General features: G+C 74.1%; 17 protein-coding genes. 8 read left to right on the top strand and 9 right to left on the bottom strand.

The window, feature by feature from the left end; all coding sequences use genetic code 11:
* Positions 1-34 precede the first annotated feature (34 nt).
* On the top strand, positions 35-676 hold the full coding sequence (locus ACQP2X_RS21260; RefSeq protein WP_498699568.1) for an alpha/beta fold hydrolase: 642 nt from the start codon (positions 35-37) through the stop codon (positions 674-676).
* Here ACQP2X_RS21260 and ACQP2X_RS21255 read toward each other — a convergent pair.
* Entirely contained in the window at positions 649-2,919 is a 2,271-nt protein-coding gene (locus ACQP2X_RS21255) for a helix-turn-helix domain-containing protein (RefSeq protein WP_498699566.1), read from the bottom strand. The two genes, ACQP2X_RS21260 and ACQP2X_RS21255, sit on opposite strands and share 28 nt — an antisense overlap.
* Positions 2,920-3,086: 167 nt before the next feature.
* On the opposite strand from ACQP2X_RS21255, the gene ACQP2X_RS21250 reads away from it, so the two are divergent.
* Both ACQP2X_RS21250 and ACQP2X_RS21245 read left to right on the top strand, forming a co-directional pair.
* A complete protein-coding gene (locus ACQP2X_RS21250; protein WP_498699563.1) occupies positions 3,087-5,723 on the top strand; it encodes a helix-turn-helix transcriptional regulator in 2,637 nt (878 codons plus the stop codon).
* 3 nt (positions 5,724-5,726) lie between these two features.
* Positions 5,727-8,378, top strand: a complete 2,652-nt coding sequence (locus ACQP2X_RS21245; RefSeq protein WP_498699560.1) for a helix-turn-helix transcriptional regulator — start codon at positions 5,727-5,729, stop codon at positions 8,376-8,378.
* Here ACQP2X_RS21245 and ACQP2X_RS21240 read toward each other — a convergent pair.
* Entirely contained in the window at positions 8,287-9,093 is an 807-nt protein-coding gene (locus tag ACQP2X_RS21240; protein ID WP_498699557.1) for a PrsW family intramembrane metalloprotease, read from the bottom strand. The genes ACQP2X_RS21245 and ACQP2X_RS21240 overlap by 92 nt on opposite strands.
* A gap of 201 nt (positions 9,094-9,294) precedes the next feature.
* Between ACQP2X_RS21240 and ACQP2X_RS21235 the strand changes: the two genes are divergently transcribed.
* Positions 9,295-10,494 (top strand): PP2C family protein-serine/threonine phosphatase, encoded by a 1,200-nt coding sequence (locus ACQP2X_RS21235; protein WP_498699555.1) that lies wholly within the window; start codon positions 9,295-9,297, stop codon positions 10,492-10,494.
* Here ACQP2X_RS21235 and ACQP2X_RS21230 read toward each other — a convergent pair.
* Positions 10,491-11,405, bottom strand: a complete 915-nt coding sequence (locus ACQP2X_RS21230; RefSeq protein WP_498699553.1) for an alpha/beta hydrolase — start codon at positions 11,403-11,405, stop codon at positions 10,491-10,493. The two genes, ACQP2X_RS21235 and ACQP2X_RS21230, sit on opposite strands and share 4 nt — an antisense overlap.
* 52 nt (positions 11,406-11,457) lie before the next feature.
* Here ACQP2X_RS21230 and ACQP2X_RS21225 point away from each other — a divergent pair, with 52 nt between their 5' ends.
* Positions 11,458-12,069: a mechanosensitive ion channel domain-containing protein gene (locus ACQP2X_RS21225; RefSeq protein ID WP_498699551.1), complete on the top strand. Its 612-nt coding sequence runs from the start codon at positions 11,458-11,460 to the stop codon at positions 12,067-12,069.
* On the opposite strand, the gene ACQP2X_RS21220 is transcribed toward ACQP2X_RS21225, so the two are convergent.
* Positions 12,029-13,132 (bottom strand): phytanoyl-CoA dioxygenase family protein, encoded by a 1,104-nt coding sequence (locus tag ACQP2X_RS21220; protein WP_498699549.1) that lies wholly within the window; start codon positions 13,130-13,132, stop codon positions 12,029-12,031. The genes ACQP2X_RS21225 and ACQP2X_RS21220 overlap by 41 nt on opposite strands.
* 72 nt (positions 13,133-13,204) lie before the next feature.
* On the opposite strand from ACQP2X_RS21220, the gene ACQP2X_RS21215 reads away from it, so the two are divergent.
* Positions 13,205-14,224 carry a LacI family DNA-binding transcriptional regulator gene (locus ACQP2X_RS21215; protein ID WP_498699547.1) on the top strand — a complete coding sequence of 340 codons (1,020 nt, stop codon included), beginning with the start codon at positions 13,205-13,207 and terminating at the stop codon, positions 14,222-14,224.
* Positions 14,225-14,508: 284 nt separating this feature from the next.
* Here the strand turns inward: ACQP2X_RS21215 and ACQP2X_RS21210 are convergent, their stop codons facing one another.
* Together ACQP2X_RS21210 and ACQP2X_RS21205 are read right to left on the bottom strand one after the other, a co-directional pair.
* Positions 14,509-16,008, bottom strand: coding sequence for an MFS transporter (locus tag ACQP2X_RS21210; RefSeq protein ID WP_498699545.1), 1,500 nt, complete (start codon positions 16,006-16,008; stop codon positions 14,509-14,511).
* A 706-nt stretch (positions 16,009-16,714) separates the two neighbouring features.
* Positions 16,715-18,166: a lysylphosphatidylglycerol synthase transmembrane domain-containing protein gene (locus ACQP2X_RS21205; protein ID WP_498699544.1), complete on the bottom strand. Its 1,452-nt coding sequence runs from the start codon at positions 18,164-18,166 to the stop codon at positions 16,715-16,717.
* Positions 18,167-18,541: 375 nt separating this feature from the next.
* Between ACQP2X_RS21205 and ACQP2X_RS21200 the strand changes: the two genes are divergently transcribed.
* Positions 18,542-19,138 carry a TetR/AcrR family transcriptional regulator gene (locus tag ACQP2X_RS21200; RefSeq protein WP_498699542.1) on the top strand — a complete coding sequence of 199 codons (597 nt, stop codon included), beginning with the start codon at positions 18,542-18,544 and terminating at the stop codon, positions 19,136-19,138.
* Here ACQP2X_RS21200 and ACQP2X_RS21195 read toward each other — a convergent pair.
* Together ACQP2X_RS21195 and ACQP2X_RS21190 are read right to left on the bottom strand one after the other, a co-directional pair.
* Positions 19,105-20,304, bottom strand: coding sequence for a CynX/NimT family MFS transporter (locus ACQP2X_RS21195; protein ID WP_498699541.1), 1,200 nt, complete (start codon positions 20,302-20,304; stop codon positions 19,105-19,107). The two genes, ACQP2X_RS21200 and ACQP2X_RS21195, sit on opposite strands and share 34 nt — an antisense overlap.
* Complete coding sequence (locus ACQP2X_RS21190) at positions 20,301-20,993, bottom strand: FadR/GntR family transcriptional regulator (RefSeq protein WP_498699539.1); 693 nt, start codon at positions 20,991-20,993, stop codon at positions 20,301-20,303. The genes ACQP2X_RS21195 and ACQP2X_RS21190 overlap by 4 nt, the downstream gene beginning before the upstream one ends.
* A 112-nt stretch (positions 20,994-21,105) precedes the next feature.
* Between ACQP2X_RS21190 and ACQP2X_RS21185 the strand changes: the two genes are divergently transcribed.
* A complete protein-coding gene (locus tag ACQP2X_RS21185; protein WP_498699537.1) occupies positions 21,106-21,897 on the top strand; it encodes a PHP domain-containing protein in 792 nt (263 codons plus the stop codon).
* On the opposite strand, the gene ACQP2X_RS21180 is transcribed toward ACQP2X_RS21185, so the two are convergent.
* The gene (locus tag ACQP2X_RS21180; RefSeq protein ID WP_498699535.1) at positions 21,894-24,839 is read right to left on the bottom strand and encodes an MXAN_6230/SCO0854 family RING domain-containing protein; all 2,946 of its coding nucleotides are present in this window, start codon (positions 24,837-24,839) and stop codon (positions 21,894-21,896) included. The genes ACQP2X_RS21185 and ACQP2X_RS21180 overlap by 4 nt on opposite strands.
* Positions 24,840-24,981 lie beyond the last annotated feature (142 nt).

Below are 24,981 nucleotides of genomic sequence, written 5' to 3'. Positions count from 1 at the left end.
GGCGCGCCGGTGATCAAGGTCGTCAAATTGACCGGTGCCGTACGTGCGGAACCGCCTCCACTACAGCGATCAGGGCTCCGGCAGCCCGGTCGTGCTGGTGGGCGCGGGCTGGGAGGAACAGGACCGGGCGCTGCGCGCCGCGGGTCACCGGGTCATCGGCTTCGATCGCCGGTCCGAGCTTTCCCGGCCGTACGGGGTGGACGCGCTCGCCGGCGATCTGGACGCTCTGCTGGAGCAGCTCGACCTGACCGGGTGCGTGCTGGCCGGCTCGTCGGCCGGCGCCGGCGATGTCGTGCGCTATCTCGAGAAGCACGGCTCCGGGCGGGTGCGCAAGGTGGCCCTGTCGGCCGGGGTCACCCCGTTCCTGCTGCGCACGGACGGCAACCCGGACGGCGTCGACGAGGCCGGCCTGGCCGACATCGAGGACCGCGCCGAGCGTGGCTTCGGCGATGCCGGGCGCGTGGACTTCCGGGCCGGGCTGCTCCGGCTCGACGTGCCGGTGCTGCTGCTGCACGGCGACGCGGACGCGCTGCTGCCGATCGACGCGACCGCGCACCGGATGCCCGATCTGGTGGCCGACCTGCGCTACGAGGTGATACCAGGCGGCCCGCACGATCTGGGGCGGGCCGTGCCGGATCTGGTCAACCGCTACCTGCTGGAGTTCTCCGCGTCGTAGGCGGCCAGCAGCGCCTCGACCTCGGTGAGGCGGTCGCGCAGCGCGCCCGGGCGGGGCTCGGCGCTGCCGTTGCGTTCCATCAGGACCCGTACGGCCGAAAGCTCCTCCCGGGCCTGCTCCATGCGGCCGAGCCGGACGAAGACCAGGGCGCGCTGCGACCGGGCGGTCATGAGCCGCTCCAGCGAGTGCTCGAGGCGCTCGGCCGCCGCTATCGACTGGTCGACGCGGCGCAGCGCCTCGGGCCACCGCTCGGCCGCGATCTCGATGTTGGCCAGGAACGAGCGGGACACCGTCTCGATGAACAGGGCGATGTGCGGCGGCGGCGCCGTCGCCGGGTCGGTCACCGCCTCGATCACCTGCTCGTGGAGCGGGATGGCCTCGTCGGCCGGGCCGCGGCCCTGCACGGCCAGCGCGCACAGGGTGAGCCCGTTGGGCAGGCCCTCCCGGTCGTTCACGGCCCGAAATCCGGCGACCGCCTCCCGCCCGTGTTCGAGGACCTCGTCCCACCGCTGGCGGCGGCTCAGGGCCCAGCCGATGTAGTAGTGGGACCACGCGATCTGCTTCAGGTCACCCGAGCGGACCGCGTAGTCGAGCCCTTCGCGGGCCCGTTCCAGCGCGATCTCCGGCTGCCCCAGGCAGACGATGTGCACCCAGGCCAGATAGCCGAGGTGGATCGCGGTGAGCCGGTCGTCGCCGAGCTTGCGGGCGGCGGCGGCCGACAGGCTGAAGACGTCGAGCCAGTGCGGCCAGTTGGCCCAGCCGTCGGAGAACCAGTGCAGCGAGTCGGCCACCTCGGCCACCCGCCGGTCCTGACCGGCCGCGGCCGCCGACTGCAGGGCGGGCAGCCAGTTCTCGGCCTCGCGGCGCAGCCAGTCGCCGGCCTGCGCGCCGGTGCTGAAGGGGGCGCCGTCCGGTGGGGTGCTCTGCCCGGGCTCGAAGAACAGCCCGGCCCGCGTCGCCGTGTCGAGCAGCCAGTCGTCGCGGCGGCGGACGGCGGCGGCCCGGTCGGCGGCGCCCTCCTCGCGTTCGAGCTCGCCCTGGGCGTACAGGCGAAGGAGGTCGTGGAACTCGAGGCGGCCGTCGGGCCGCTGCTGGAGCAGGCTCAGCTCGATCAGCTCGTCGAGCGCGTCCTCGGTGACCGCGATCGGCTCCTGCACCAGCACACTCGCCAGCTCGACACCGGCCGACGGGCCCGGCACCAGGGCCAGCCGCCGGAAAAGGCGACGGGCCACACCCGAGAGCTGCTGGTACGACAGGTTGAAGGCGGCCTTGACCTGAAGGTCGCCCGCGGCGAGCGCGTCCAGGCGGCGCTCCTGCGCGGCCAGGCGGGCGATCAGGTCGGCCGGGGTCCAGCCGGGCCGGCTGAGCAGCCGGTTGCCGGCGATGCGCAGCGCCAGCGGCACCCGGACGCAGAGCTCGGCGATGCGCCGCAGGCTGTCGGTGGAGGCGCCCGGATCGTCGAGGATGGCGCCGAGAAGGGCGACGGCGTCGGTCTCGCTGAGCGCGTCGAGCCGCAAGCGCCGTACGCCCTCGAGCCCGCTCAGGGCCCGGCGGCTGGTGACCAGGACCACGGCCGGCCCGTGGGGCGGCAGGACCGGGCGCACCTGGCCCTCGCTGACCGCGTTGTCGAGCACGACCACCAGGCGCCGGTCGCGGCACAGGGTCTGCCACAGGGCGGCCGCCTCGTCCGGCTCGCGGGGCACGGCGTGCTGCTCGGGGCTGAGCGCGCGGATCAGCTTGCCGAGCACGGCGGCCGGGGTGAGCGGCTTGTCGTCGAGGCCGCGCAGGTCGACGAACAGGTGCTGGTCGGCCGGCCAGGCCTGGGCCGCCTGCACGGCCAGCGAGGTCTTGCCGACGCCGGGCGGCCCACTGACGACCACGACCGGGGCCGGCGCGGCGGCGCTCGCCCCGGCCGTCCACCGGGCGATCCGGGCCAGCTCGGCGTCGCGGCCGGTGAAGTCGCTGACCCGCCGGGGCAGCGGCAGGCCGGCGACCGGCGCGCTGCCGGCCCGGCCGGCGCGGGCCGCGGCGAGCAGCCGGTCCCGTTCGTCACGGCCGAGGCCCAGGCCGTCGGCGATCGCCTCGATCGTGCGCGCTCGCGGGCTGCGGCTGACGCCGCGCTCCATGTCGCTGATCCCCCGGTCGCTGACGCCGGACGCCTCCGCGAGCTGTTCGAGTGTGAGGTCGGCGGCGATCCGTAACCGGCGCAGCATCGCGCCGAACGGGACGTCGTCGTCCGCCATCTTGTGCATCCCCCCAGGTCATTTCCGGGTCACAGCCTTGCACGCAGGTCGTTCTTCGTCCTTTCTTCGTGGTGCACGGCTCACTTCCGATGATCGAATACGGTGCCGGCGCAGCCCGCCCGGCCGGCTTTCGTACTGATTTCTGGCGATCAAGGGGGATACGAGCAGTGAGCTCGACGACGTTGTACGGGCGTGCCCGGGAACGGGCCGACCTCACCGCCTTCGTCGAGTCGGCCGCGACCCGGCCGATGTCCATGGTGCTGCTCGGCGAGGCCGGGATCGGCAAGACCGCGCTGCTGCGCGCGGCGGCCGGCATCGCCCGCGAGCGCGGCTTCCGGGTCCTGCCGCTCGACCGGGGCCTGCTGCGGGAGCTGGCCACGCCCCGCCTCGACCCGGCGATCCGCTCGTGGGCGCGCGGCGAGCTCACCGACGAGGCCACCCTGCTCACCGCGATCCTGACCGGGCTCGACGGGCTGACCGCGGGCGGGCCGGCGCTGCTGATCCTCGACCGGGCCGACCGGGCCGATCCGGCCCTGCTGCGGCTGCTCACGCTGGTCACCCGGCACGCCTGCACCGAGCGGGCCGCCCTGCTGCTGGCCGCCCGCGGATCGGAGCCGCCGGCCGGGCTGGGCGCCGAGATCCCCCGCTATCGGGTGGGCCCGCTCACCGACCGGGCGGCGGCCCGCCTGCTGAACACCCGGCCCGAGCGGGCGGCCGGCGTGCCCCGCCGGCTCATCCTGCGCCGGGCCGGCGGCAACCCGCTCGCGCTGACCAGCGACGTGCCCCCGCGCGAGTTCCAGCAGAAGCTGGACCGGCTGCCCGCCACCACCCTGCGGCTGCTGCGGTTCGCCGCGCTGGCCGGCGAGGACGAGCCGGTCAGCGCGGTCAACCGGGCCGCCGGTGGCGACGACGGGCTGCGCGACTGGGAGCCGGCCGAGGAGGCGGGCCTGGTCACGCTGACCGGCGGGCGGGTCCGCTTCGAGCATCCGCTGATCCGGGTGGCGGCCGCGACCGGACCGGACCGGGCCGCGCACGGTTGCCTGGCCGGGCACACCGACGACCCGTACGCCCGGGCGCTGCACGCGGCGCTGGCCTCCGGCGAGACCGACGAGGTGGTGGCGGCGGCGCTGGAGGAGAGCGCGGCCACGGTCGGCCGCCGGGCCGACTTCCTGGCCGAGGGGCGGGCCCTGCGGATGGCCGCCGAGCGCAGCCCGCGGCCGGGCGACGCGGCCCGGCGCCTGGCCAAGGCGGCGGTCGCCGCCTATCGGGCCGGTGAGCCGGCGTACGCCATCGAGCTGCACCGCCGGGTGACCGAGCTGACCGACGACCCGGACGTGCTCGGCCTGGCCGGCGTCGGGGCCGGGCTGGCCCTCGTGCACCAGGCGCGCTTCGCCGAGGCGTACGAGCTGGCCCGGGAAACGGTGGAGAGCCGGCCCCGCGACGGTCAGGTCGCCATGACCAATGTGGCCGTCGCCGCCAACGCCGCGGTCCTGTCCGGCGACGCCGGGCACCGCGCGGGCCTGCCCGGGCTGCTGGAGCTGGTGGCCGACGGCACCGGCGGCGCGCTCGGCGAGTCCATCCTGCCCGGCGCGGCGAACGCGGCGACCCGGGCCGCGGTGCTGGCCGTGGCCGATCCGGCCACGCCGGCCGCGGCGCCGACCGGTGACGGATCGGCCCGGCTGTGCCCGGGTGCCGAGCCGCTCAACGGGCTCGCCGAGATCAGCCGGCTGCTGGCGACCAGCACGGTCGCGTGGCTCACCGACGACTCCGTGCGGGCGGCGGCCGAGCTGTCCGCGCTGTGGCAGGCCCAGCGGGCCTACAGCGCGCCGGGCGCGCTGGCCGGCCGGATCCCGATGATGATCCTCGCCATGATCGACTGCGGGCGGTGGGCGGACGCCGACGAGGCGATCGAGGAGTCGGCCACGCTGGCCGAGGTGGGCCACCTGACGCTGCTGCTGCGCTCGCTGCCCGGCCTGCGGGGCATCCTCGCGGCCGTGCGCCAGGACAGCGGCACGCCGGTGGGGCTGCCGCAACGGCCGTCCGGCGATCCGTTCAGCGAGAGCCTGCGCCGGCGGGCCGCCGGCCTGGCCGCCTTGTCGGCCGGGGACTACGACACCGCGTACGTCCACTTCCGGTCGATGTTCGACGCGGCCGGCGAGCCGCTCCACTTCCTGCTCGGTCCGCGCTCGCTGCCGCAGCTGGCGCTGGCCGCGGGCGGGTCGAGCCGCCGCGCCCGGGCCAAGGCGCAGGCCCGGCAGATCTTCAACGGCTGCCGGGCGCGGGCCGGCGGGTCGCCCTCACCACGGATGGCCATGCTGCTGGCCCACGCGGCGGCCCTGCTCGACGACACCGAGAGCGCCGAGGAGGGGTTCCGGGCCGCGCTGGCCGACCCCGACCGGGCCCTGCACTGGCCCTTGGAACGGGGCGAGGCGCAGCTCAACTACGGCATCTGGTTGCGGCGGCAGCGCCGGGTGCCCGAGGCCCGGCCCCATCTGCTGGCGTCACTCGACACGTTCACCCGGCTCGGCGCGCGGGCCCACGCCGACCAGGCCCGCAAATATCTGCCGGCCGCCGCCGACGCCGACCGCAGCGGCACCGCCGGCGCGTTCGCCGCGCTCACCGCGCAGAAGCAGATGATCGCCCGGCTGGCCGCCGACGGCATGACCAACCGTGAGATCGCCCAGCGGCTGGTGCTCTCGCCGCGCACCGTCGGATCGCACCTCTACGACATCTATCCGCAGCTCGGCGTGAGCAGCCGCCACCAGCTGCGCGAGCTGCTGGGCAGCACGAGCACGGAGGGCTGAACGATGCCGGACAGCACCCTCATCGACCCCGGGGCCGGGCTGATCGGCCGCGACCGCGAGCTGGCCCGGATCACCGGCTGCCTCGGTGCGGGGCAGCACGCGCTGCTGTTCACCGGCGGCCGCGGCGTCGGCAAGTCGCGGCTGCTGGCCGCGGCGGCGCAGCTCGCCCGTGACGGGGGCCGGCACCGCGTGGTCACCGTCGACGTGCCGCCGGGGCCGCCGCTGACCGCGCCGGCGCTGATCCGGCGGCTGCTGATCGCCCTGCGGCACGACGTTCCGGGCCCGGTCGACCTCGACCGGGCCGACTCGCCGGCGCTGTGCCGCACGCTCAAGCGCATCGGCTCGCCGCTGCTGGTGACGGTCGACGACGTGCACCGGGTCACCCCGGACGCGGCCGCCGTGCTGGCCGAGATGGCCGGTGCGGTGCCGGCGCTGCTGCTGTCCGGCGTGGCCGACCGGATCCCGGCCGTGCTGCGCGGCCTGCCGTCGGCCGAGCTGCGCCCGCTGGGCCGCGAGGACGCCGCCCGCCTGCTGGAGGCTCAGCCCGGCCCGCCGACCGGCCGCCGCCGGGCCGTGGTGCTGCACCGGGCGGCCGGGAACCCGGCGGCGGTGCTGGAACTCGGCGCCGGGGGCCGGCTGCGATCGGCCTTCGCGGCCGAGATCGCCGCGCTGCCCGAACCGTCACGCCGCCTGCTGCTGCACCTGGCCGCGGCCGGCCCGCCGGCCGGCCGGGCCGGCGTCACCCGCGCGGCCGGGCTGCGCGACCAGCAGTGGTGGGCGCCGGCCGAGCAGGCCGGTCTGGTCGTGCTCGGCGGCGACACCGTCGACTTCGCGCACCCGGTCGCGGCCGACGCCGCGTACGAGGGCGTTCCCGCCTATCAGCGGCGCCAGGCCCACCGCAATCTGGCCTGGGCGCTGCCGGCCGGCTCCGAGCTGCGCGCGCTGCACCTGGCCGAGGTGGCCAGCGGCCCCGACGAGCGGATCGCGGCCGGGCTGGAGGCCGCGGCCACCGCCTTCCGCGAGCGCGGGGACCTGTTCGAGGCGGCCAAGGCCATGGAGCAGGCGGCCGAGCGGTCGCCCGAGCCGGCCGCGGCCGCCCGCCGCTACGCGCTGGCCGCGATGGACGCCCGCAACCTGGGCGAGACGGAATGGCCGGGTGAGCTGTACACGACCGTGCGGCGGCTCACCACCGACCCGGAGCTGATCAACATGGCCGGGCACGCGGCGGCCACCGCCCTGACCCGGGCCGGGCGCCAGCACGAGGCGTACGCCATGGTCTCGGCGGCCCACCGGGCCGGTGTGCCGTCCGATCCGCGGATCGCCGGCGCCCTGGCCGGGCTGGCCTCGGTCATCGCCTCAACCTCGGGTGACGAGGAGCACCGGCGCGGGCTGGCCGAGCTGCTGGCCGCGGCCGGTCCGGGCGCCGACCGGGCCACCGCGACCTTCGTCCGGCTGGTCGCCGACCCGGCCGCGCACCCGGGGCGCGAACTGTGCGACGCGACCACCGTCCCGCCGCCCGGCGCCACGCTGAGCGCGGCCGAACGGCACCGGCTCAACGTGATCGGCACGATGGCCGGATATGAGGACCGCTCGGCGCTGGCGGCCGGGCTGCTGCGCGCGACCATGGCCGGCGAGAACGACCCGCGCGCGTCGGTGTCCGGCGTGGAGATGATCCCACATCTGGTCAGCGCCCTGATCGACACCGGCGAGTGGGCGGAGGCCGAGCGCTGCGCCGACGTGGTCGGCCCGGGCGGGCTGCCGGTCTTCGCGGCCCAGATGGACGCGTTGCGGGCCCAGCTGCTGGCGCTGCGCGGCGAGGCGGCACCGGCCCAGCAGCTCGTCCGCGACGCGGTCGCCCGGGTCGACCTCCAGCAGCACCGCTCGGTGCACGTGCGGGTGCTGCGCGCGGCCGGGCTGGCCGCCACCATCGACGGGGACTACGAGAGCGCCTACCGCTATCTGCGCACCATGTTCGACCGCGACGGCCGGCCCCGGCACCGGTTGCTGGCCGGCCGGCACGTCGCCGAGCTGGCCGCGGCGGCGGTCCGCAGCGGGCACCGCGACGAGGTGCGGGTCGTGGTCGACCACGTCCGCGAGGGCGCCGGCGAGGACCCCAGCGCCCGGATGCGGCTGCTGCTGCACCTGGCCGACGCGCTGCTGAGCGACGGTGAACGGGCCGAGCACCACTTCCGGCTGGCCACCGTCGACCCGGCCGGGCACCAGTGGCCGTACGAGCGGGCCCTGGCCCGGCTGCACTACGGCGAATGGCTGCGCCGGGCCCGCCGGCCCCGCGACGCCCGGGCCGTGCTGGCCGCGGCCGAGCAGGCGTTCACCGCCCTCGGCGCGGCCCACGCGGCCGGGCTGGCGGCCCGCGAGCTGCGGGCCAGCGGGCAGCACGACGGGCAGGCCGGCAGCGCCCGGCTGGCCGTGCTCACCCCGCAGGAGCGGCAGGTGGCCGAGCTGGCCGCGCGCGGGCTGCGCAACCGGGAGATCGCCGAGCAGCTGTTCATCTCGGTCCGTACGGTCGGCGCGCACCTGCACAGCGTCTATCCCAAGCTGGGGTTCAGCGGGCGCCACCAACTGCGAGACGCGTTTCAAAGGCCGGGTGAAAGGCCCGGTAGTGGCGCATCATCAGGGTCAGCCAGCCCAGGCTGAGCACGCCCAGCACCAGATAGGCCCAGGTGCTGCCGAACGTGTCCCAGGCGGTGTGCAGGGCGACCGCGCCCACGAAGGTGGTGGCGAACTGGAACAGGTGGCGCACGCTGGGCGAGCTCAGCATCATCCACAGCGCCCCGCAGGTCAGACCGGTCCAGGCGGTGTGCCCGGCGGGCGAGGTCAGACCGCGCACGAACAGCGTCTCCTCGACCGCGCCGACGTTGCCGTTGGACTGCAGGAGCGCCGTGAAGGCGTACCCCATGGTCTCCAGAGCGGCGAAGCCCATGCCACTGGCGATGCCGATGACCAGGCCGTCCGACGGCAGCCGGCGGGTGTGCCGGATCAGCACCGTCAACAGCAGGACGACCGGCACGATCAGCTTGGCCGACTCCTCGACGACGGCCACCACGACCATCGGCAGAGTGCCCAGATCGCGCAGCGCGTCGTATTCGAGGGTGCCCGCCACCACGACCCCGATGACACCGCCGAAGAAGGCCGTGACCAGCAACACAGCGGTCGGCACCTCCCAGCGGCCGGTGCGGGCCTGGGCGAACGTCAGGAAAGCCGCCGGCACCACGCTGGCGCCGAGCAGGATCAGCGCCGGCACGAAATTCGGGTTCTGCGTGTGCACCAACGTGCGCAGGACCAGGAAATAGAGGCCCAGGCCGACGACGAGCACGGCCAGCCAGGCCCAGCGACGGGGCTTCTCACCCATGGACGCACCTCCTCCGGCGCTCATCGTCGGCCGCGATCACCGCGACCGGCATCGGTCATTCGACTCACCGCGTACGGGACCCGACGGCACGCGGCAGACGGGACAGTCATTTGGCGGATGCCTTGGGAGCGCGATCTCGGCACTCTCTAAGTCATCCTCGTGACCAGCAGTCATGGGGAGTCTTCTCCGGGGGGAGTTGTCATGACTGAGAACATTCTGGCCACAGCGCCGCCGCTCGTGCGGGACGACGCGGCACTTCGGCGCAGCCGGCTGCTGCTGCACGCCAGCGAGTCGCTGTCCGTCACCGCCACCACCGACGACGTCCTGCTGATCGTGCCCGAGCTGCTGAAGGCGGCGCTGGGCGCCACGCACGCGGAGGTCGTGCTGCCCGGCGACCCCAGACGCGGGGCGGTGTCCGACCGCCTGACCGCGACGGCGATGCGGGACCGCCGCTCGCGGTACTACGAGAGCAGCATGGACGTGACGCTGGAGCACCCCACGCTGGCCGAGGAGCTCGAGCAGCACGGCTGGCAGGCCGCGGTCTGCGCGCCGCTGCCGGACGCGCTGGGCGCGCTGATGCTCGCCTGGGACGAGCCGCAGACCTTCTACGTGGCCGACCGGGCGATGATCGCCACCCTGGCCCTCTACGTGGCGCAGGCGCTGGAACGGGCAACCCGGCACGACTCGCGCACCGCCATCACCGACACGCTGCAACGGGCGATCGAGTCGCGGCTGCCGCACGTCGACGACTTCGAGCTGGCCGCGTACTACCGGGCCGCCGACACCCACCGCAAGGTCGGCGGCGACTGGTACGACGTGATCCCCGGCCCGAACGGGCGGCTGGCCCTGGTCATCGGCGACGTGGTCGGTCACGACACGGCGGCCACGGCCCGGATGGGCGAGCTGCGCAACATGCTGCGGGCCTATCTGGTCGACCGCCGCGAGCCCCCGTCGGCGCTGCTGCGCCGCCTGGACGCGGCCAACTTCGCGCTCGGCGAGCCGGCCATGGCGACGGCGGTGGTGGCGTTCCTCGACCGGGCCCCCGGCGGTGGCTTCCGGCTGCGCTGGTCCAACGCCGGTCACCCGCCGCCCGTGCTGATCGGGCCGTCCGGCGAGGTGCGGCCGCTGACCGGCAACGATCTGCTCCTCGGGGCGCGGCGGGGCTCGCCCCGGCACACGTACACGGCCACGCTGGAGCGCGGCTCGATCGTGCTGCTGCACACCGACGGGCTGGTCGAGAGCCGAGGACGGGTCATCGACGACGGGTTCCAGCGGCTCTACGGCAAGCTGCGCATCCGCAACGCCGGGGCGCCGCGCGACCTGCTGGCCCGCGTGGCCAAGGAGATGACCACCGACCGCGCCGACGACGTGGCGATGCTGGCGGTCCGCATCCCCCGCTAGTGATCACTCAGGAACGCCGCGCCCTGCTCGATCGCGGCGTGTGTCGCCGGCCGGTCCCGCAACGGGGTCAGCGACACGAAGTCGTGCACCATGCCCAGGAACCGCACCGCCGAGGCGTCCACTCCCGCGTCGCGCAACCGCGCGGCGTACGCCTCGCCCTCGTCGCGCACCGGGTCCGCCTCGGCGCAGACGATCAGGGCGGGCGGCAGCCCCGCCAGGTCCTCCACCGGGGCCAGCGCGGGTGACAGGGTCGGCTCGGCCCGCTCCGCCGGGTCGTCGCTGTACTGCCGCCAGTACCACCGCACGGCCTCGTGCGTGAGCAGATATCCGGAGCCGAACTCGCGATGCGACGGCTGGTCGCAGGCGATGTCGAGGATCGGGTAGAACAGCAGCTGGGCGCCGATCCGCGGGCCGCCGCGCCGCTTGGCCATCAGCGTGAGCGCGGCCGCCATCGTCGCGCCGGCGCAGTCACCGGCCACGGCCAGGTCGCCGCCCATGGTCTCGGCCACCCAGACCAGCAGCGCGTAGATCTCCTCGACGGCGACCGGGTAGCGGGCCTCGGGAGTGCGCGAGTACTCCGGGACGACGAAGGCCCGGCCGCTGAGCCGGGTCAGGTCGCTGATCAGGCCCCAGTGCGTCCGCGCGTCGCCCAGCATCCACTTGCCGCCGTGCGCGTAGACGACCGTGCCGGTGGCCTGGGCCCGTCTCGGACGGAAGATCCAGAAGCCGACGAGACCGGACGGCCCGACCGGCGCCACCTGGAACTCGGCCGACACCTCCGGATCGGGCCGCGGCGGGCCCTGCGACTCCAGCAGCGCCTGACGGCCGTCGCTCGGGCCGATCTGGTGCAGGAACGGCGGACCGGCGGAGGCCTCCACGAGGAGCCGCACCACCGGGTCGAGAACCGTCACGTAGGCATCATCACACCCGATCCTGTGATCGCGGCCGATAGGGTCACCAAGAGTGATCAACTTGTGGAGGCCGGACTTCCGCCGGACCCTCGCCTACGGCTTCGTCGCGCAGGCCGCCCTCGTCACCGGCTCCCAGTTCGGCACCGGCACCATCCGGGACAGACTCATCACGTACGGCTGTGCCCTGCTCGTCGCGGTTTTCGGGGTGACCGCGACGCGCACCGCCGCCCGTGAGGTGCACCGGATCGCGGTGGCGCGGGCCAGTGAGGCGGCGGCGACGCCGTTGCGGGTCATGGTCGAGCTGACCGGATATCTGATCGCGGCGGTGTCGGTCTGCGACCTGCTCGAGGTCGGCCTCGAACGCCTGCTGGTGGCCGGCTCGGTGACCGGGATCGTGCTCGGCCTGGCCGCCCAGCCGGTGCTGGGCAACCTGTTCGCCGGGCTGGTCATCCTGTTCGCCCGCCCCTACGTGCCGGGCACCCGCGTGCGGGTCATGTCGGGGGCGCTCAACGGCCCGCACGTGGGCACGATCGTCTCGGCCGGTCTGCTCTACACCGTGCTGGAGACCGACGAGGGGCCGTTGAACATCCCGAACTCGGCGCTGATGGCCTCGGCGGTCGGCCCTACGACCGCCGCCGATGATGTGCCAGCAGAGCCTCGGTGAACCGGTCCTCGGGCCAGCCCTCGTCGAGCGCGCGCCGCACGAGCTCGGCCTGGGTCGGCGGGGCCAGGCCGTCGACGGGCTGGTCGTGGTCGAGGTTGGTGGGGAACGCGTAGCCCTCGGCCGCGGCGGCCACCACGTTCGCCGGGTTCTTCCGGGTGCGCAACGCCGGATAGAGCGCCCGGCACATGGCCACCCGGTCGACGGTCTCCATGGCGCGGCCGAAGGCGGACGACACCTGCAGAAGGTTCGCCATCCGGCGTACCTCCGAACTGTGATTGGTCCCCGCCCCGTGGAAGACGGCCGGGTTGAAGAAGGCGGCGTCGCCCTTGCTCAGCGGCAGCTGCACGTGGTTGGCGTCGAAGTATGCGGTGAACTCGCGCTGGTGGAAGGCGAGATAGCCGGCCGGGTACTTCTGCGAATGCGGCAGGTAGAGGGTCGGCCCGGTCTCCACCGGCATGTCGACGTGGGCGACCGCGCCCTGAAGGGTCAGCACCGGCGAGAGCAGGTGCGCGTGCAGCGGGAACCGCGCGGCCCGCTCGCGCGACATGAAGCCGAGGTGATAGTCGCGGTGGGCGACCTGGGCCCGGCCGCCCGGGTTCACGACGTTGACCTGTGACGTGAGCTGATAGCCCGGCCCGAGCCAGGCCTCGCAGATCAGGGCGAGCAGATCGTTGTCGTAGTAGGCGGCGAACGCCTCCGGGTCGCGGAGCGCGAACTTGTTCAGGGCGCCCCAGACCCGGTCGTTCTCCCCCGGCCGGGCGAAATGGTCGCCGGCGGTGACGCCGGCCGCCTTCTGCTCGGCGATGAGCGCCGCGAAGACGGCGGTGGCCCGGTCCACCACCGCGGGATCGAAGGCTTCCCTCAGAACGACGATGCCGGGACCGTCGCGCAGCGCCTTGACCAACTCGTCCCTCGCCGCCGCGCGGTCACCCGCGAGAAGCTTGGGCCCGTAGATCAGGACGTTGCGCTCGACGGCGTCGGCGAGCGGGTAGTCGGCCGGATAGGTGGTCTGCTCGACGACGGCCCGGGAGTCCTCCAGACTGACGTCCGTCCATGTAGTCATGACCTGACGCTAGGTGCTTCCGGCGGCCGTGCGGGGTTGTGAACACCTCAAAAGCACCTCAGGCTGGACGGCATGCGGTACCGGATCCGGGAGATCGCGGCGCAGGCCGGGCTGAGCGCGGCCACCGTCGACCGGGTGCTGCACGAGCGGGGCGGGGTGCGCGAGAGCACGGTCCTCGAGGTCCGCCGGGCCATCGACGACCTCGACCGGCAGCGGTCACAGCTCGCGGTCGGCGGCCGTACGTTCCTCATCGACCTGGTCGTGCAGGCGCCGCCACGCTTCTCGGCGGCGGTGCGCGCGGCCCTGGAGGCGGCGTTGCCCGACCTGCGGCCGGCCGTCGTGCGGGCCCGCTTCCACCTGCTGGCCAGCCCGGCCGTGCCCGAACTGCTGCGCGTGCTGGCCGATCTGCGCGGCTCGCACGGCGTCATCCTGAAGGCGCCGAACGTGCCCGGCGTGGTCGCCGCCGTGAACCGTCTCGACCGGCTCGGCGTACCGGTGGTCACGCTCGTCACCGACCTGCCGGGCAGCCGCCGCGTCGCGTACATCGGTGTCGACAACCGGGCGGCCGGAGCGACGGCGGCCTATCTCGTCGCACAGTGGCTCGGCTCCGCGCCGGGCGAGGTGCTGGTGGTGCGGGGCCACGGCTCCTATCGGGGCGAGGACGAACGCGACGCGGGCTTCCGGGCCGAGCTGCGCCGCTTCGACCGGCGCGCGGTCGAGGTGGTCGACGAGGAGGACCGGCCGGCGGCCGTGCACGCGGCGACAAGGGCGGCGCTGGTCGCGCATCCGGGTCTGGTCGCGGTCTATTCGATGTACGCCGGCGCGGGCGGCACGATCGCGGTCATCAACGCGTTCCGCGACGAGCGGCGGTCGTACGCGGTCCTCATCGCCCACGACCTCGACGCCGACAACACCCCGCTGCTGCGCCAGCGCCGCATCTCGGCCGTCCTGCACCACGATCTGCGCCGGGACCTGCGGGCGGCGTGCCGGGCCGTGCTGCGGGCGCGCGGGGAGCTGCCGGGAACGCCGTGGGCGACGCCGTCGGCCATCCAGGTCATCACCCCGCACAACGCGCCGCCGGTCGAGTTCTGACGTCCCTCAGCGTTCCGTGGCGTCAGGCTCGGGCGTAGGGGCCGGAGCGGAATACGGGCCGGGTGGATAGTGCTCGGCGGCCGGGAAAGGGCCCGGGTAGGGCCCGCGCGGCGGGAACGGGCCGAGCCGGGGAGCCCGCCGCGGCCAGCGCCCGCGGATCAGGGCCAGCACACCCCGCAACAACGCCACGCCGCCTCCCGGATGGATCTTTGTAGTGAGCGGCGAGACTCTACCCCCGATCCGGCCGCGGCGAGGGGAGTCGCCGCGGCCGGTGCGCCGGGGAATCAGCCGTGGCGGTGCGTCAGGTGCAGCTCCTCGGGCTCGGGCGGAAGGTCCTCGACGCCGGTCTCGACGGCCACCTCGTGGCGCCGGTGGGCCGACGGGAGGGCCAGGGCGGCCACCACGGCCAGCACGGCCACACCCGCGCAGACGGCGAAGCCCATGGTGAAAGCGTTGTCGGTGGGCAGCCCCTGCGCGGTGGTGTGCGACGAGATCACGGCCGCGACGACAGCGGTTCCGATGCTGCTGCCGACGGTACGGGCAATGGTGTTGACGCTTGTGGCTTCTCCGGTCTGCGCGGCGGGAACACTCTCGATGATGGCGTTCGACATGGCCGAGAAGGCGAGACCGATGCCGGCACCGGTCAGCACACCGGAAGCCAGCACCTGCCAGATCTGCCCGTGGCCGATCGCCGGCAGCGCGAACGCGGCCACGACCGACACGGCGCCCAGGAACATCGGCAGCTTCGGGCCGAACTTGCGGTTGAGCAGGCCGGCCAGCGGTCCGAAGAAGACCATCATGACGACGGTCGGCAGCAGGAACAGTCCCGACTCGGAGACCGACTTGCCGAATCCATAGCCGGTGGCCGCGGGAAGCTGAAGCAGCGTCGGCACCAGCAGAAACGTGCCGAACATGGCGAAGCCGAGAATCAGCGCGACCAGGTCGGTCGCCCAGACGCCGCGAAGGCGCATGAGGCGCATGTCGACCAGCGGCTCCTTGACCCGCAGCTCGACCAGGACGAACCCGACCAGCGCGACGGCACCGAGGGCGAGCAGGCCGACGGTCTTGGCCTCGCCCCAGCCCCAGGCCTGTCCCTTGCTGATGGCGAGAAGCAGCGACACCAGCGACACGGAGAGGATCAGGGTGCCGAGAACATCCAGCTTCCCGGGCGTACGGACCGGCGACTCCTTCATGCCGAAAATGGCACCGAGAAGCGCGATCACGACGAGGACGAGAGGCAGCCAGAAAAGCCAGTGCCAGGAGAGGTGCTCGACGATCGGCCCGGCGCCGACGATGCCGACACCGGCGCCGACACCGAAGATGGCGGACAGCAGGCCGACGATGACGCTGACCTTCTCGCGGGGAAGCTCGTCCCGCACGATGCCGATGGAGAGAGGCAGGATGGCGCCGGCCGCACCCTGAAGAGCCCGGGCCACGATGAGCACGCCCAGGTTGGGGGCGAGCGCGGCGAGAAGGGTGCCCGCGGCGAGGGCGGCGAGGACGCCGATGAGAACCTTGCGCTTGCCGGCCATGTCACCGAGGCGCCCGAGCACCGGCGTGAGCACAGAGGCGGAGAGCAGGTAGGCGGTGATGACCCAGCTGACATCGCTGGTGTCGGCGCCGAGGTCCCGCCCGATGGTGGAAAGGGCCGGCGCCACCAGCGACTGGAGCACGGCGAACGCGAGCCCGCCCAGCGACAGGTAGAGCACGAGCAGATTGCCGGCGCGGCGCTCACCGGCGGGCACAGAGGCCGGCGGCAGCGACTCGTCGATGGTTTGCGTCATGGAAACCCCGAACCAGAGATGTAAACGATTGCTGACTTATTATCGCCCCACCCCGCAGCAAGTCAACAATTGCTTACGTCACACTCCGCAGCGTCCAGACCCAAACACTTTCCGGCGAGGCCTCCTCCCGCCACGACGCTCGCAGGCCACCCACTCGACCGCCTCCTGCGGTCATGCTCAGGCCGGCCTGCTGGCGCCGTCCGCCGCCGCGAACGCCGATCCGTCGCGTTCGGCTGGCATGGGCCCGCCCACGCGACTCGACTCGACTCGGACTCGGACTCGGACTCGGACTCGGACTCGGACTCGGACTCGGACTCGGACTCGGACTCGGACTCGGCGACGATGCCGCAGCCGGACCTGATCGCGCGGGCTGACCCGGCTCGACCCGCCGAACCAGGCTCGCCCAGCCGAACCAGGCTCAAGCCACCGGACCAGGCTCAGGCCACCGGACCAAGCTCGGGCCACCGGACCAGCTCAGGCCACCGGACCAAGCTCGGGCCACCGGACCAGCTCAGGCCACCGGACCAAGCTCGGGCCACCGGACCAGCTCAGGCCACCGGACCAAGCTCGGGCCGGCCTAACCAGAGTTGAGCCGCCGGACCGGGGTTGGGCCGTGCCCAGCCAATGCCACTTGACAAAAAGTCAAGCGAGCTTGTCGTTTAGTCGTGCTTGCTTGTCAGGTGGCGACTCCACCGGCGGGCGCAACCTACGCGCGCGAAGGGGCCCGGCCCAACCGCAGGTAGGTGGCCAGGCCGATGGGGAGCAACAGCCAGAACGAGACGATGCGATAGCCGAGGACCACGGCGGCGGCCGCGGCCTCCGGCGCGCCGGCGGCCAGGAAGCCGGCCAGCAGGCTGGCTTCGATCAGGCCGATGCCGCCCGGCGTGATCGGGATCTGGCGGACGATTTGCACCGCCATGTAGACCGAGGTGAGCTGGAGCGTGCTCAGCGGGAAGTCGCACGCCTGAGCTACCGCGACGAGGCAGGCGAGGTCGAGGGTCCAGTTCAAGGCCGCGTAGCCGAGGGCCACCAACCAGTGCCGCGGGCGCACTGCCTTCGCCTCACCGACCATCCGGCGCGATTGGGCGACTGCCCGTCCGAGCCACCGCCGGGCGAGCACCATGAGGTTCCGCCGTGCGGCGGAAAGCCCTCGCCACTCCCCCATCACAGAAACGGAGGAGCCGGCAGGCCGGCTCGGCAACGCGAGCGAGTCGGCAGCCGAGCCGAGCGCAGATGGAGGGCTGGACGGGCCCAGCGCGGATGGAAGGCCGGCGGCCGGGGCGGGTGACGGCGGCGGGGCGGTGGCTTGGGAGTGGGGTGGGTGTGGTGTGGCTGGGAGCGGGGCCCGGCGGCGGGTGCGGGTGAGGACGGCGGCTGTGATGGTGAGCAGGATCAGGGCCGCGGCCAGTTCGGCTGTGTGGGACGGGGCCAGGTGCAGGGTGGCGGTGGCTGCGTAGAGGACGGCCAGGCCTAGCACCGAGGCGGTGGCTGAAAGCACCACGGCGGTGGTGGCGGCGGTGACGTGGGCGCCTCGGCGGCGGAACTGTTGTAGGGCGAAAGCGGCTGACATCGCGGAACCGGCGGGCAGGACCGAGCCCATGGCCGTGCGGCTGAAGGTGATGGCCAGGGCGTCGGGCACGGGCAGGCGGGTGCCCAGGGCGGTCAGCAGGGTGCGCTGTTGCAGGGCGAAGCCGGCCTGGGAGAGAAGTTGAGCGACCACCGCTACGGCCAGCCAGCGCGGGTCGGCGTGGGTGAGGGTGGTTACGACCGAGGAAGGGTCGGGGATCCGGCCCCGCAGGGCGATGACCACGGCGGCCGCGGCGGCGGCCCACAGCAGGATCCGGAGGGTGGGGCGGCGGCGGGATTTCGGTTGCGGCGGAGGTGACGCGGAAGGCGGGCGGGGCCGGTTGGAGGCGGGGCGGAACGCGCCCGGTGCGTAGAGAAGTGCGGCCGGGGCGAAGGGGAAGACGACGGGGGCCAGCCGGAGCGCGGCGGGGGCCAGGCGCAGGGCGGCGGGGCGCAGGCGTGAGGCGGCCGGCCGGAGTGAGAAACGGCGTGGGCGCAGGGAGAAACGGCGGCTGCGGCGCGCGCAGGCGCGAGGGCTCGGGCGGCTGGTTCGCCGCCGGGGAGGGCCGGGCCTGCGTGCGCGCAGCGTCATCGGAACCGGGCCGGGAAGGAAGCGGAGCGGACCCGGACCGGCGCTGAGCGGGTGGCTCGGTGGGTGCGCCAGTAATGGGCTGCGGCGGCGGCCACGGTCACCGAGGCGGCTAGGGCGGCCGTGGCGGCGTACAAGAAAGTGAAGGGGGGCACGGCTAGGTCGGTGTCTGGGGAGGGGAGGTTGGCCCACTCCTCGAAAGCACGAGCCATGGCGGCCCTCCGGGGTGCGAAAACAGTAGTAAACGTGCGCTGACTTGCAACCTAGACCCCTCGGAGCGTCACTAAACAGTTGCTAACGCCGGTTTGAGCCGTGGATCACATACCGCCTGGTAGTCAATGAGCGTTTACACTGCGGTCACGAGTGAAAGGCGGGGCCGTGGCGGCTGGGCAGGAGAGGCGGCGCGACGCGGGGCGGACCCGGCAACAGCTGCTCGAGGTGGCTCGCTGTCGCTTCGCCCGGCAGGGGTACGCGACGACGACGGTTCGCGACATCGCGGAGGACGCGGGCGTGAACGTGGCGCTGATCAGCCGGTACTTCACGTCGAAGGAGGGGTTGTTCAAGGCGTGCCTGGACACGGCCTTCGCGGAGCTCCGGCGCGATGCCGAGCAGACCACGCCGAACGACGTCGCGGCCGTTCTGGCCCGGCGGATCGCGGGGGCCGAGGACTCGCCGCGGCGGATGGAAGGGCTTCTCCTGCTTCTGCGCACGTCCGGTGACGAGCGCGTGGACGAGATGCGGCGCGGGGTGCTGCGTTCGGTCAGTGAGCGGCTGGCCCAGGTGACCGGCGACCCGGACGCCGTTCTGCGGGCCGAGATCGTGCTGGCCGCGACGCTGGGCATCGCGTTGATGCGCTCGTCGCTGGGGGTGCAGCCGCTGGCCGGCGCCACCGAACAAGACCTGGTGGGACCGCTGTCCGATCTGTTGGAGGGCCTGATGAGTCAGCCGATGACGCGGCGGCGGCCGGCCAGGTAGCCGAAGACGATGAGCAGGGCCTGGATGGCCAGGATGACGGCCAGTGTGGGCGTCCAGGAACCGGTGGCGTCGCGCAGGGCGCCGGCCGCGATCGGGCCCGCCGCCGCGACCAGATAGCCCACCGACTGCGCCATGCCGGACAGGGCCGCCGCCTGCGAGTGGTGGCTGGTGCGCAGGCCGATGAACGACAGCGCCAGCACGATGCTCGATCCGCCGGCCAGACCGGCCACACAGTCCCAGATCACGGCGTACGACGGGGCCACCAGATGGCCGCCGGCCGCGAGGGCGAACAGCACCGGCGCGATCACCGCGGGCAGGCGCTGGTCGCGCAGGCGCGGGATGACCGCCGAGGCGGCCAGGCTGCCCAGGATGGCGCAACCGTTCAGCAGGAACTGGTGGAGGCCGGCCGCGGTGGCGCTGATCCCGGCCGACGTCTCGATCGACGGCAGCCAGGTGATCAGGACGAAGTAGACGACCGACTGCAACGCCATGAACGCGGTCACCTGCCAGCCCAGCGCCGATCGCCACGGGCTGCGATGCGAGGCGTCGTGGTGGACGACCGACGACGGCACGACCGTGTGGCGGCGCAGTTGCGGGGCCAGCGCGCCCAGCCCGATCAGGGCCAGGCCGGCCCACATGCCCATCGGCAGGCGCCAGCCGGCCGCGGTCAGCGAGGCGATGGGAACGGCGGCGCCGGCCGCGATCGCGCCGAACACCGACTGCACCGCCGAGTAGGCGCCGGTGACCTGGCCGATGCGCTGCGGGAAGTCCCGCTTGACCAGGGCCGGCAGCACGACGTTGAGGACCGCGATGGCCACGCCGAGCAGGGCCGTGCCGATCCAGAGCAGCGGCATCGCCGGCAGCGACCGGACGACCAGGCCCACCGCGAGCACCACGAGCCCGGCGCCGAGGGCCCGTTCCAGGCCGATCCGCCGGGCCAGCGCGGGCGCGAACGGCGACACCACTCCCCACGCGATCAGCGGCAGGCTGACCAGCACCGAGGCCGTCAGCGAGGAGAAGCCCAGATCAACTTCGAGGTCTTCCAGTACGGGCCCGACGGTCGTGATGCCGGCCCGCAGGTTCGCCGCGACCAGGAGCAGGCCGGTCAGCACCAGGGCCGGGCTCAGCGCGCGGGTGACCGGGCGGGGGCGTTCGATGGTGGTCATCGGCCGAGCCCGGCCTGGTCGTGGGCGAGCCGGACCATGCGCTCGGCGGCCTCGGCGGCGGCCACCGGGTCACGGGCGACGACCGCGTCGACGATCGCGGCGTGTTCGTCGTCGATCGGGCGGATGACGGGCCGGGCCGCGGCGAAGTCGACGTCCGGCGAGTTCAGGTGGAGCAGGGACTGCTCGTTGCCGCCGCTGCCCCGGTAGAGCTCGGCCAGCAGCGCGTTGCCCGACGCTTCGAGCAGTTGCTGGTGGAACGCGAAGTCGGCCGCCGCGTACGAGGGCCCGTCGGTCGCCGCCTCCCGGGCGGCCAGGGTCACGGTGAGCTGCTCGATCTGCTCCGGCGTGGCCCGGAGGGCGGCCAGGCGGGCGCCCTCGCGCTCCAGCAGCAGCCGCACCTCGGCCACGTCCGTGGCCCGGTCGCGCGGGATGCGCCGGGCCAGCGCGGGGGCCAGGTCGCTGGTGGCGATCACGAAGGTGCCGTAGCCGGCCCGCGCGCCGAGGATGCCCGCGTGCACGAGCGAGCGCAGCCCCTCGCGGACGCTGTTGCGGCTGACGCCCAGCTCGCGGGTCAGCTCGGCCTCGGTCGGCAGCAGCGACCCGACCGGGAACTCGCCGTCGGCGATGCGGCGGCGGAGCTGGTCGGCGACCTGCTGCGCGAGGGGGACGTTGCGGGTGAGCTGCGGCATGGTCCGACCCTAACCGCTTGAGCCATTTGTTGGACAAATGACGGCGTCAACGTGACCACCATCATCGTGGCGTTCGCTTGCGTGGCTCCCGGCCTGCGGAAGGATCGTCGGTATGGCCCTGGAACTTCCCGCCGACAATCACGTGCACAGCGAATGGTCCTGGGACGCGGGCCGGCGCGGCGCCGACATGATGGGCACCTGCGCGCGGGCCGTCGAGATCGGCCTGCCGGCGCTGGCCTTCACCGAGCACCTCGACTTCACCGCCTGGGTCGGCTTCACCGCGCCGGCCCTGGACGTCGACGGCTACCTGGACGCGGTCGACCGCTGCCGGCACCGCTTCCCAAGCCTGCGGATCCTGACCGGTCTCGAGCTGGGCGAGCCGCACTGGCATTCCGACGCGGTCGAGAAGCTGCTGGCCGGGGGCGAGTTCGAGCGGGTCGTCGGCTCGCTGCACACCGTCCCGGTGGCCGGCGGTCTGGCCGAGGTCGGCCCGGCCTTCGCCGAGCGGCCCGCCGCCGAGGTCGTACGGGATTATCTGCTCGAGATCCCCAACCTGGTCGCCGGGTCGGACGCGTTCGAGGTGCTGACCCACATCGACTACACCGCCCGGAAGTGGCCGGTCGCCGAGGGGCGCTTCGATCCGTACGCCTTCGAGGAGGAGTTCCGGATCGCGCTGCGCTCGCTCGCCGGCAGCGGCCGGGCGCTCGAGATCAACACGACGGTCCCGCTGAGCCCGGTCATCGTCGGCTGGTGGCGGGACGAGGGCGGCACCGCCGTCACCTTCGGCAGCGACGCCCACAATCCCGACGAGCTCGCCCGCGGCTTCAGTGACGCGGTCACCATGGCCGAGGCTTACGGCTTCAAACCCGGGCCCCGGCCGTACGACTGGTGGTCGCGCACTTAAGGAAGAAGCTCACCCAGCAGGTCGCTGACGTGGCAGGCCGACCACGGCTCGGCGGGCTCGCCGCTCACCGTCACCGCGACCGAGCCGGCCGCCGGGGCGGGCACGAACCGCTCCAACGTGGCCACGTCGACGGCGCCGGCCAGGACGGTTCCGGCCGGCAGGCCGGCCGGCGAGCCCGACGGGGCCGAGGCCGCCTCGCGGATGGCCGGAAGTGAGGCCGGAACCTCGGTGTACGTGCCGTCGGCGTGGGCGATCAGGACACGGTCGGCCCGCGCGGCGGCGTGCCAGCCGAGCACGTCGAGGACCGTGGCCCGATTGCCGGCCCCGAAGTGCTCCCACTGGTCGGCGGCGGCCCGGGCCAGCTGGTCGCGGTGGCGGGCCACGCTGTGGCCGTATCCGGTGCCGGGCAGGCTCAGGTCGGTCCACAGCAGCGAGCCGCCGGTCAGGTCGAGCACCATCGGCATCAGCATGCGGGCGTCGCCCCGCAGGTCGAAGCGCTGCACCACGCGGGCCGCGTCGAACTGGGCGCCCTTGGCCTCGGGCAGCATGAGCCCGGCGAAGGCCTCGGTCAGGTTCTCGAACGGCACCTCGTTGTAGCTGAACACGATCGGCACCGCGTAGCGCACCCGCCGGCCGGCGAGCCGGGCCACGTCGAGGTCGAGGAACTCGGTCGCGCCGAGCGGGCCGGGAGCCGAGGTGAGGTCGCCCGAGTGGATCGCCGCGACGACGGCGAAGCGCAGCTGGGTGTAGTCGCAGTAGCCGACGCGCTGCCACCGCTCGTCGAAGAAGACGCACGACAGGTCGAGGTCGACCCGGCTCGTCTCGGTGTCCTGCCAGTGCAGGAAGAGCCGCAGCACGCCGTCGCCGGGCAGGTCGCGGACGCTGCCGCGGGGCCAGCCGGCCAGCTGGGCCGAGGCGGCCCGCTCGCGCATCGGCGCCGGCACCCGGGCCAGGGCGGCGTCAAGCACGGCGAGGTCGAAGCGCTCGTGCCGGCCGGCCCGGCGGGTCAGCTCGGCGTCGGCGATGCCGCGGACGGCGTCGATGGCGGCCACCGGCAGCGGGTCACGCCGCTCGGGCTCGGTCCAGGTCTTCACCGTGTCGCCACGGGGGAAGAAGACCCGGCGCGGCATGCCCGGGCCCGGGCGCCCGGCGACGATCCCGATCTCCTCGTCCGAGGAGACGTCGACCGAGGAGAGGCCGGCTGAGGAGAGGCCGGCTGAGGAGGCGCCGGGCGAGGAGGCGCCGGCCGAGGAGACGTCCACCGACGAGGCGTCCGCAGACGGGTCGGGCGGGCCGTCTGCGACGGGGATCGAACGGGAGCCGAGGCGACGGGCCGCGACGCGCAGGGCGTCGCGCAGGCCGTGGTTGGGGAAGGCGATCGAGGCCGGATCGGTGGCGACGGCGACCGGCGCGTGGGCCCGCGCCGCGGCCCGGGCCCGGGCGGTCGCGGCCAGCTGGGCCCCGGTCGCGGCGATGGTGGCGTCGCGGTGGGCCAGCGCGGCGGCGGCCGCGGCCAGGACGCCGGGCGCGACGCGGGCCGCCGTGGCCGCGAGGGCGCCGGTGACCGGTCCCGGGTTGTCGCCGGCCAGGCGCAGCAGGTGGTCGGCCCGGCGCCACAGCTCGCCCGGGCGCTCCGCCAGCAGCGACGCCGCCGCGGCCACGTCACCCTCGGCCAGCGCGTCCTCCACCAGCGCCGGGTGGGTGCGCAGGTGCGCCGAGACCGTGCCGTCGTCGTGTGTGATGAGCGCCAGGTGCCGCGGCGAAGCCTCGCAGGCGGCGACGATCGCCGTGCCCAGCGCGTCCTCCCGCGGCGCCCGGGTGCCGCGCAGCGCAGCGAAGGCCACTGCCGCGGCCGGGTGGGCGGTCACCTTCTCGTACGGATGGAGCCTCTCCCCCAGCCGCTTCCACACCGCCGGATGACGCCGCATGTCCTCGGCCGCCGCCGGGGCGCCGCAGCTGTCGAGGTGGCCGAGCGCGGCCCGGCGCAGCAGCCGGGGCAGCGCCCGCACCCGGGCGACCGGCTTGACGACCCTCGGCTCGTCGCCCGGACGCCACGGCGAGACCGGCTCGGGGCGGCGGCGGGGCAGGATCAGACCAGGGTCACCACCGGAATACGCCCACAGGGTGCGCGCCACGTCGGTCGCGGTCCCCCACCGCCGCCGGGCCTCGGCGATCACCGCCGGAAAGGCCGGCGTGAGCGCGGTCGCGTGCAGCGCCCAGGCGATCACCAGGGCGAGCGTCTCGCGGGCGGGCACGGTCGCGGGCAGCCATTCGAGCGTGCCCGGCGCCGTCGCCGCCACGAGCACGCGCAGGTCTTCGCGGTCCTCCTCGCCGAGCGCGCCCGGCCGGGCCACGAGCGTGTCCCGCAGTTCGGCCGCCGTGTCCTCGACCGAGGGCGCCAGACCGATCAGCCGCATCGGCATCACGGGCACCCCCGGGACAGTCGGCGCGGGCGCCACCACCGAGAGGTAGACGTCGTCCCCCGACAGGCGGCGGCCGCAGATCGGGCACGCGCTGTAGAGAGACGGCGGGAAGCAGGCCGGGCAGACGACGTGCCCGCACGGGTCGAGCGGCTGTCCGCCCTCCTCACGCCCACACACCACGCACGGCGCCAACCGCGCCGCGAACAGGTGGGTGAGCAGCTTCGACACGAACTCGGCCTCGATGTCGACCGGGGTGTCGGGGAAGGCGCGGTGCAGCGGCACCATCGGCCGGTCGGCGCCGGTGTCCGAGTCCACTGTGGCCAGAAGCCAGTCGGCCCATCGCACACGGGTCTCGACCGGCAGCCGCGCGGCGGCCGCCCGCAGATCGGCCCGGAGCAGCCGGCCCCGCGCCGCGAGATCGGCCTCCAGCGCGGCGACCCACGCGGCGTCGGCCGGGCCGGAGCCGTCGGCCGCCACCACGCTCGCCCGGCGCAGAACGACCGAGGCCAGAGCATCCATCACGACAATCCCCCGTAGAGCGCGATAAAGCGGTGGGCGGAGAGTCGCGACGCTAGATATCCGGTAGAAGGTTTGAGAAGGAAGCACCGCGGGGAGCCGCCCACCGCTGATCGACGATCATACGGAGGGCGGCCCGAAGTCG

It is taken from the genome of Actinoplanes sp. CA-131856, from assembly GCF_050956135.1.
GTDB lineage: Bacteria > Actinomycetota > Actinomycetes > Mycobacteriales > Micromonosporaceae > Actinoplanes.
This window is presented reverse-complemented; position numbering and strand designations above follow the sequence as displayed.